Raw genomic sequence first — 7,899 nt, 5'->3', positions numbered from 1 at the left:
GCGGGAATCAGGTGACGTGAACAATCACCAGCCTGCCATGACCGCCCCCTCTCAGCGAATTTGCAGAACTCTCAGCACACTACCCTTGGATGGTCGATTGTAGGGATTCCAGTTCTCTCTCCGCCCAGCGCTGGCTACGGCGGGCGCCTTCGATGAACTGGTGGTCAGATTCCCACCGGTCTTCTTTCATGCGACTTAGCCTCTCTTCCAGGTAGCGCATGTTTCCGTCGTTACGGCTACATCCGAAGAATCGATCGCTTAGGTAGGAATGTGTGGTCGTCGCCACGGTTCCATACAATTTTGGAAGCCATTCCCCTACGGCTGGGTCCCAACCCGCTGATTCAAGTTGGCTAGTGCTGAAATGGGTCGAAAAAACAGATAGGCATGGAAACCAAAAAGCTCGTGTTGCGTTCGGCGCACTAAAAGGTCGGGAGGTGTGCGATGAGCACCTTTTTACCGCTTTTCGTTAAGCTGGTAGACCGGAAATCAATGACGGTTTCCTCCATCTGTGAGGTCGAGGAAGCGCTGCTGGGGCAGTGGCCAAATAAGGAAGCGGCGGCCTATAGGAATGCGTGCCGATTAATTGCGGAGGCCAAGGATGGAAGCTGCAGTCCGGCCGTAGCATTTGCGGCGTTCAAGGCCGCCGCTATCGACCAGCGCTTGCTGCAGCCGGCCAAGACGGAGTCCCGCCCTCGGCATATTGGGCAACGTGCCATAAACCATCGTGATGATGAACCGCCGTCCCCCTAGTATCAAATAGGGACCGACACCGGGGATCTCGCTTGGTCGCGCGACGGTGGGCTCGCACCGACCGGCGAGGTGGTGCGAGCCCGGCCGAGTCTTGCGGGACCTCGACCAGCAGCGAACACCCACTCGCTGCCGTGTTATCAACAAGCGCCAAAATTTCAGGTTCCGCTAATGTACAAAAAAGCCCACCACCGTTCAGATAGTGGGCAGCTTTGGGAAGACACTGAAATGGGAACAGTGCGACCGCCCGAAGTGTTTCGAGCCTACAATGTTCCAAGGGGATTCACAGTGCGGGCGTTTCTATGCTGAAGGCATGGACACTGTTTTCGATGATATCGGCCAGGCCTCAGGGGTCCCGCCAGGACTTGTGGCGCCCCGTCCGCGCCTTCGCCCTCGATCTTGCCGCCACGCTGTTCCTGGGCGTCGCAGTCGGCCTTGGTGTTGGCTTTGGAATGGCGATCGCGGGTTAGATCGCGTCCTTCCTTCGTTTGTATGTTTCGTTGGCATTGGTAGCAGTGCCCATATGTTTGCCAGCCGGCGCTAAGTATCACCGGTCAGGCCCAGTGGCCCGCCCGTTAGCGCCCCCCGCAACAAGGCTGCTGGGCCGTCCTATGTGCCGCCGAGGCGAAAAAGCCGCTGCGCGACATGGTCGACTAGCGCCAGTGAACTGCGCGAACTATTTGCTCGCAAACGCATAGGCGGCGGGGTGTCCGGGGAACAGGCCTCGGGCGGGTGAGTTGGGTGGTTGCAGCGTGTCCCGCTGCCAACCGATGTCGACGGTTGAGGCCCGCGCTCCGCTTTACAGGCTGGCGCGGGCCGCTCGTCTAGATTTGCCTTCTCAGGCCATTCGCAGCCGGCGAAGTCTTTGGGCAACGTAGTGCGGACCTGGCCCCGCGAGCGGTCGTCCGGTCGTCAGGAAGCCGTCCAGCATAGCTAGCAATTCGCGCGCTGCGCCGGATGAGCAGTAGTAGTAGATTACTTGACCGTCGCGTCGGGTGTCGACAAGGCCGAAGGCGCGGAGCTTGGCAAGATGCTGCGACAAAGCCGACTGGCTGAGTTGAACTTTCTCGGCGAGGACACCGGCCGAAAGTTCGCCGCCGGCCAGGTGGTTCATGATCAAAAGCCGCTTCTCATTTCCCATCAAGTTGAGAAAGGCAGAGACGGTTTTGGCACTGGCGGCAAGGTTTCTTGAAATCATCGAATCAGACTAAGGTCCTACCCAAGATAGAACTTAAGTCTGCAGCAACGCGGAATCAAAACCCTCAGTTCCGCCAAAAAAGCAAATTCCTATTGATCCTCATCCTCGCGGAATCCTGCAGCCATGCAAGCCGCAGGTCATCCTCGCCGCGCAGATGCTTGACGCGGCCGATCAGCCCCGGCTTGACCCATTGCGTGGCCGGCCGCTTCATGATGACCTTGGGCGCCGTGCCTGAGTGCTCCTGGACGCGTTTCCATAGCCTCTCGCGCATTTCCCGGTTCAAGGTGACGAATGCGCTTCCGACATGACGCCCGGTGCCGCGCTCAGCCATCAGAGCGAAAGCCGGCTTGCCAGTTTCACGCTCGACGCCGAGCAGATCGAACTCTCGATCGCATAGCACTTGGCCTTCAGCCAGTTGGTCGACGGACCGCTTCGGTATTTGCTGTCCTTCCGCTTCGACACTATGCCTTCAAGTCCGGCCTTGTCGAGCAAGTGAAAGATGGCCCTCGCTTCGCCCGGCAGGGGCACGCTGAATTGAATGCGCCCGCCGGGCGCGATCATGCTGGCCAGGATCTCGCGCCGCTCCTCTAGCGCCTTATCGCGCAGATCGTGGCCGTTAAGATGAAGCAGATCAAAGGCAACAAAATACAAGTCGTGCTGCCGGCGGGTGATGGCTTTGCGCAGCGCTGCGAAGTCCGAAAGGCCCTTGTCGTTCAGAACGACGATCTCGCCCTCGACAATGGCGCTTTCGGCACCAAGGCGCTTGGCCTCTCTCACCAGGTCGCCATATTTCGCCCTCTAGTCGCGGCCATTACGCGTATAAACTGCGTGTGCCAACTTTATCAATGATCTTCTGCGATCGGTAGCCGTCGAACTTGACCTCGTGGGTCCAGCCTTCACCCTCGGGAGGCTTCTCCACAAGGGTCGGCATCAACGGCTCGATGAACTTCAACGCATGCACTCGACCCACCCTCCGGCGATCCAAAAAGATTAAGCTAAAATGGTTCCGAAACCGGAAATCGGCTTTTGGTGCAACAAAACACGTCAACTCGACGTTGCGGGATGAGCGAAGGAGGAAAGATATGGCCGATGACAAGAGCAAGCGGGATTTTCGCGATCGGGACCGTGTCTCAGCCGACGAGGATTATGAAGTTGAATATTTCGCAACAAAGACCGGCATCACACCCCAGCAGGTCAAGGAATTGATCGCAAAGCACGGAAACCAACGCGAGACTTTGGAGCGGGTAGCCAAGGCGCTGCGGAAACAATGACCAGGCTATCTGATCTCGGCAGACCACTGATCGGGCACCGACATGAAGGCCCGCCCGCGAGCGAACTCGCGCATTTCCTCCCTTGCCCTGTTTGCGGGCAACAGATTGATATGCGCGATTTTCGCCAGGTCACTTATCATGCCGATCCGGAGCACGAGCCGCTCGAACTGGACGCTTAGGACCAAAAGTGCCGAAATACCACGTTGAGGAAATGGACGGCGATACCGTGACCCACATCGTCCACGCGACAACGCCGATCAGGGCGGCGCGGGAAGCGACAGAGCGCGACATCACTCTGCGCACCAGCGAGCCCATCTGGATCAGGGTTGCCGACGAAAAGCGCGGCCACATATTCGAATACAGTTTCAGCCAACTCGGCTAGCTAAGTTTTTGAATGGCATACAATGCCATCGACCTCGATACGCAAGTTCGACTATGACCCCAACACTAGGGTTCTCTCGGTTTGGTTTGTAGCGAGCGGGAAGCATTACGAGTTTTTGGACGTACCTGCTGAGGCCGTTGCTGCGTTCAAAGCTGCCTTTGCCAAGGGCGTCTATTTTAACAGCCACATCCGCAATCGTTATGCAGTCCGGCTCGCGCCAGGGCGCCGACATCTGGAGGCGCCGGGCTTGTTCAGGGATGGCCCGCGCCTGCTTCCGAGCGCGGGCCGACCATGATGAGTGAGGGGCCATCTTGGTCACCGGCAGGACCGCTGAGAACGCGAGCCGGGTGTGACCGAACAGACTCGGAGCGAAGATGTTCCCGGCTGACGCATAAAGGCCGAAGGGCGCAATTGGCATCGACTTAATTAGGTCCGGATCATTTTAACGAATCGTTGGCCGCGCTGTCCCAGAATAGGACGGCGCGGTCAAACCCCAACCTTGGCTGCGCAGGCGGCTTCGGCACTCAGTTCCACCCCCGAGCTGTCGGAGCCGCCACCCACCCCACACTTATACCAGCAATGGTTGAATCAACCGTTACTGCACGTGCTTTCGATGGCGCTTCCCTGATCGTTAGACTTTGACGGATCAAACAGGGGATTCACCGATTCGGAGACTCGCCCGATGGACGTCTCCGGAGGCGTATTCATTCGCAAGCTTGATTGCTTCGCCCAACTTTGGATTGTTGGCGAATGGCGCAAGGTAGTTAGAATCGAAAATTGCGGCCACGTCCCGAAGAGGCTGTGGCCGGTGATCGTTGCGATTTCCGGCACCGAGGCCTCGACGAGCGCCAGGCGCGTTACAGCAGTCCCGCGAATGTATTGAAGGTCACTCCGACCACGCCGCCCGAGGCGCAGGCCTTGCGCCACGATGATCGAAAGCCATCTGAGGTCCATGGCACGCCGTCGCTGTTCAAAAGTATCTGCCCGACCTTGTCGCGCAGCGCCTCGAGCGCAGCCTTGAGCGGCCCTCCGACGGGAATGACCACACGAGTTCCGGTCTTGGATTGCTGCAGGCGGATCACCCTGCCGTCATACTGCTGCCAAGTGAGCCGCAGCAGGTCGCCCTGGCGCTGGCCGGTCCACAAGGCCAGTGTGAGCGGCAGATGCAGGTGCGCGGGATCGCTGGCATAGAATGCGGCCTCGTCGGCGGCAGTCCAGACGTTAGCCACCCTGGTGCCGCGATAGAGGCGCCCGCCCTTCTCGCAAGGATTGGCTGACACAAGGCCGCGACCGTGTCCCCAGGACAGGATCCTCGCCAGCACCTGCCGGCCATAGTCTGCCTGTCGGCGCGATGCCTTGGCGCGCTCGTCGCGCCACTCCATGAAGATGCCGCGTGCGGCGGTCGCTCATGCCCGACAGCGGGAAGTCACCGAATTTCTTTTCGATAACCTTGATCAGCTTGACATAGTCGGCTTGCTTGCGCGGCGCCAGGTCATCCAAATCCGAGCTGGCCTGAAATGCATTCAGCACGGACAGCAGCACGCCCTGGCGCGGCTTGGCCTTGGTCGCGGCGGCAGCTTTGTAGGCTGCAATGAATTCGGGATCTCCAGGCTTGCCAGGCAAGCGTGGCCCGCCCTTCCAAGCCCATTAGTAGGTGACGAGGCTGCCGTCGGCGAGCTGTTTGGTGCGGCTGTTCAGCCCCTTAAGACGAACGCGCATGATTTTTTATCCACTGGTCGACGGGGTTTTCCGGTTCGCTCGTATGTGTAGCGGCGATGACCATGATCTTGTCCGTCGCCGGATCTATTTCTACCCTGCCAGGCTCCATGTTGCCTTAGCGTGCGCTCTTGATCGCGCGCGCAATATCGGCAATTTTGAAGGAGATCAGTGTGCCGGCCATTTTGGATTGCTCCCGCCTTTTCAGCCGCCGCGTTTTCAAAAAGATTCGTGAGGTTTTGGATTAACTGCTTGGAGCAGATCCTTGACGGGCAGCCCCATCACCTTCTCGATGCCAATTAAGACTTCCAGGACAATTCGAGCCGGCCTGAGAATGATCGAAACCGGATATTGCTCGCGCCTAATTACCTCTCCTACCGGAGACGATGCATCGAAATCAGACCATCCCTGCCCTTCCTGGTCGAAAGACAAGGCCAACACAGGATCACTTTCCATTAACGGGCTGCCCGTCTCCCAATCCGCGCGATACATAGGCAAAAGTGCCATCGCGGCGGAGACCGCACGAGATGCAACCATGCCAGCACTAGTCAGAACGACCACAGTGCGCGCAGTCGTGATTTCAGCTCCAGAATAGGTGTTCCACTTACGGTCAGCGTTGGTCCAAGGGAAAAGCCCGTTTCGCTTTCGCCACGCGTTGAAAGTGACATTGGATACCAATGCCGCCTCCAACAACGTGGATTGAGGGAAGCGATGCGGTTTGCGCTTTTGGTCCATAATCATACGACTGTATGATTTCGATTTTGATGCAACTGTATTATTTTGCTCCGACATGAGGCGAGGTGCGGAAATTCGGACTCTTGGGACCTTCTCAGATGGTTACAGCAACCGACACCGTGAAACGTAATTGTCCATGTGATCGGCGGTTGCTGCTACACATTCCCCTCGCTGGGGCATGCGTTTCTGGAAGGCGGTCCGCAGCCGGTTCCGTGCACGTTTTATTTTGACTGTTAACTGTCACGCTAGTCGAACGTTGACGACTCCCCCTCGGAAGAGTTAATAATCTCCTAATATAAGCATTTTCTTAAAAACATGATCGGCAGCCGACGAGTTTGCCGACGCAATGGGGAGACGCAGCGCGACGACCAATCTCGTCGCAACATCATCATCATCATCAACATCGAGCCGCCATCCGTAAACGGTACTGCTGAGTCAGCCGTTCGCAAGGCGTAACATAGCGGCGGTTGGGTGGGCTGACGAAGTCTATGAGTTTTGATAGCGAGTGCTTTGTCGTTTCAGTGCGGTCGGTAAACGGATGTGGGGGCATCTGTGTATGAGTAAGGGGGTTATAATGACTGCTTCTCAAATCATACACGCCGACGGAATGTCGACGTTGCTTCCCCATACGCCACAGGGCGGAGACTATACCTACCGCTTAGCCGAAAATGCGCCCGTCCCCATTTCCACCGTTCTGACCATTATATCTCTCGATGGGTCGAGCAGCGATCTGGCCGAAATCGCACTTTGCTCTCCGAATGATGAGTTTTCCGCCTCGACCGATCCGAAGAAGGCCGCTGCTGCCTACGAAGATTCAGCAGGCATCAAGCTGTGTTTGCCAGACTCGGGGGGGTGGGCGTTTGGCATTGGTACACGTGCCATTGGTCTGGATGCGAACTCATTTGGTCCGGCGCTCTCTCCCAGGATCAAGCCGTTAGTTGGCGAAAGCGAACTTGCCCTCAGAGGTTCACAATTTTTGAGCGACCCCGCCGCAAGCGGCAGGTCGATGTCGACACGCTTGATCGACAAGAACAACTAGCGAGATAGGGGACGGGGTATGGCAACGACAACTGGTACAAGCGGCAACGACAATCTGGTCGGCGGTAGTGGAGACGACGTGCTTTTGGGCGGTGCCGGAAGCGATCGCCTGAATGGCGGTTCAGGCGCCGATACGCTCGATGGAGGCAGTGGGTTCGATACGGTCCTGGGCGGATCGGGAGCCGACACGCTTATCTACCGTGCGTGGGAAAATCAGTACAAGATGGGTGGCCTAGTATACGGCACCGGGACAACCGGTGGACAAACAACCTTTTCCGGCTACGACACCTATGACGGCGGCAACGGCAATGCTGCGAAAGGCACTGCCGAGATCGATACGCTCGCTATCTATCTAAGCAATGATCAACTAGCCAATGCGTCATTTATGACGGCGTTTAATACCGAACTTGCTCAATTTCGTGCCTTCATTGCTGCAAACTCGAACTCGAACACCGGCCAAGCAGGCCAGGCAGAATTTACATTCACCACGGTCAACCTCAAGGTTTCCGCGATCGAGCAGGTTACCGTTCTCGATAATGACGGACGTGTTCCTGTATACGTCAATATTGTCGATTCTTCCTTAAATGATAACGACAATAACTCAGTGGTAACATTCACTTTTGTTGGCCCGGTGACGGGCTTCACTTTAGCAGACGTTACGGCAACCCACGGCACGCTGACTGATTTTGTGATGATTGACGCTTCGCATTATACGGCGAAGTTTACAGCCGACGACGGCTTCGCCGGCCAGGGCTCGGTCTCGGTGACGGCCGGCAGCTACACCGACACCGCCGGCAACACCGGTAGTGCGG

General features: G+C 57.4%; 10 protein-coding genes and 1 pseudogene. 7 read left to right on the top strand and 4 right to left on the bottom strand.

Annotated features, from left to right (window positions below):
* The first annotated feature begins 441 nt into the window (after positions 1-441).
* A complete protein-coding gene (locus tag NKH22_RS31250; RefSeq protein WP_352912405.1) occupies positions 442-750 on the top strand; it encodes a DUF982 domain-containing protein in 309 nt (102 codons plus the stop codon).
* Positions 751-1,585: 835 nt separating this feature from the next.
* On the opposite strand, the gene NKH22_RS31245 is transcribed toward NKH22_RS31250, so the two are convergent.
* Together NKH22_RS31245 and NKH22_RS31240 are read right to left on the bottom strand one after the other, a co-directional pair.
* Positions 1,586-1,945, bottom strand: coding sequence for an ArsR/SmtB family transcription factor (locus NKH22_RS31245; protein ID WP_352912403.1), 360 nt, complete (start codon positions 1,943-1,945; stop codon positions 1,586-1,588).
* Between the two features lie 64 nt (positions 1,946-2,009).
* A pseudogene (locus tag NKH22_RS31240) lies at positions 2,010-2,876 on the bottom strand (ATP-dependent DNA ligase).
* A gap of 151 nt (positions 2,877-3,027) precedes the next feature.
* Here NKH22_RS31240 and NKH22_RS31235 point away from each other — a divergent pair.
* The 3 genes from NKH22_RS31235 to NKH22_RS31225 all read left to right on the top strand — a co-directional run bounded on the left by NKH22_RS31235 (position 3,028) and on the right by NKH22_RS31225 (position 3,893).
* Complete coding sequence (locus NKH22_RS31235; protein ID WP_023708231.1) at positions 3,028-3,216, top strand: DUF3606 domain-containing protein; 189 nt, start codon at positions 3,028-3,030, stop codon at positions 3,214-3,216.
* Positions 3,217-3,403: 187 nt separating this feature from the next.
* Positions 3,404-3,598, top strand: a complete 195-nt coding sequence (locus NKH22_RS31230) for a hypothetical protein (protein WP_352912402.1) — start codon at positions 3,404-3,406, stop codon at positions 3,596-3,598.
* Positions 3,599-3,620: 22 nt separating this feature from the next.
* Positions 3,621-3,893 carry a KTSC domain-containing protein gene (locus tag NKH22_RS31225; protein ID WP_352912401.1) on the top strand — a complete coding sequence of 91 codons (273 nt, stop codon included), beginning with the start codon at positions 3,621-3,623 and terminating at the stop codon, positions 3,891-3,893.
* Positions 3,894-4,455: 562 nt separating this feature from the next.
* Here the strand turns inward: NKH22_RS31225 and NKH22_RS31220 are convergent.
* On the bottom strand, positions 4,456-4,980 hold the full coding sequence (locus tag NKH22_RS31220; protein WP_352912400.1) for a tyrosine-type recombinase/integrase: 525 nt from the start codon (positions 4,978-4,980) through the stop codon (positions 4,456-4,458).
* Here NKH22_RS31220 and NKH22_RS31215 point away from each other — a divergent pair.
* On the top strand, positions 4,979-5,368 hold the full coding sequence (locus NKH22_RS31215) for a hypothetical protein (protein WP_352912398.1): 390 nt from the start codon (positions 4,979-4,981) through the stop codon (positions 5,366-5,368). The genes NKH22_RS31220 and NKH22_RS31215 overlap by 2 nt on opposite strands.
* 165 nt (positions 5,369-5,533) lie before the next feature.
* Here the strand turns inward: NKH22_RS31215 and NKH22_RS31210 are convergent, their stop codons facing one another.
* Entirely contained in the window at positions 5,534-6,106 is a 573-nt protein-coding gene (locus tag NKH22_RS31210) for a hypothetical protein (RefSeq protein ID WP_352912397.1), read from the bottom strand.
* A 517-nt stretch (positions 6,107-6,623) separates the two neighbouring features.
* Here NKH22_RS31210 and NKH22_RS31205 point away from each other — a divergent pair.
* The gene (locus tag NKH22_RS31205) at positions 6,624-7,088 is read left to right on the top strand and encodes a hypothetical protein (protein ID WP_352912395.1); all 465 of its coding nucleotides are present in this window, start codon (positions 6,624-6,626) and stop codon (positions 7,086-7,088) included.
* A gap of 18 nt (positions 7,089-7,106) precedes the next feature.
* The coding region (locus tag NKH22_RS31200) for an Ig-like domain-containing protein (protein WP_352912394.1) at positions 7,107-7,899 on the top strand (793 nt) is incomplete at its 3' end.

Source organism: Mesorhizobium sp. M1252, assembly GCF_040318265.1.
Classification (GTDB): domain Bacteria; phylum Pseudomonadota; class Alphaproteobacteria; order Rhizobiales; family Rhizobiaceae; genus Mesorhizobium.
Note: the sequence above shows the minus strand (reverse complement) of the source record. Positions and strands in the feature narration are given on the sequence as shown.